The following is a 219-nucleotide window of genomic DNA, read 5'->3' on the forward strand; positions in this document are numbered from 1 at the left end:
CCGATACCATTCCTGCATCGCAGGCAGAGCCAGCATATGGTGGCCATAGGCGTCCGCCTGCCCGCCAAACACCAGACCGAAACTCTGCGCGCGGAAGACCACCGGCGCAAAAAACGCGTCAACGGCGGTGAATTCCGCACCGCCGAGATACGGCCCGCCGAAACGGGTCAGCCCCTCGTTCCAGAGCTCGGCGATGCGGGCAAGATCGCGTTCCAGCAT

At 63.9% G+C, this 219-nt stretch carries 1 protein-coding gene; it reads right to left on the bottom strand.

The genetic code is table 11. The features are described 5' to 3' along the window. Positions 1-219 (bottom strand): glutathione S-transferase C-terminal domain-containing protein (locus EP376_RS22860; RefSeq protein WP_206074861.1); only part of this gene is annotated, 219 nt, incomplete at both ends.

It is taken from the genome of Alexandriicola marinus (assembly GCF_004000435.1).
GTDB lineage: Bacteria > Pseudomonadota > Alphaproteobacteria > Rhodobacterales > Rhodobacteraceae > Alexandriicola > Alexandriicola marinus.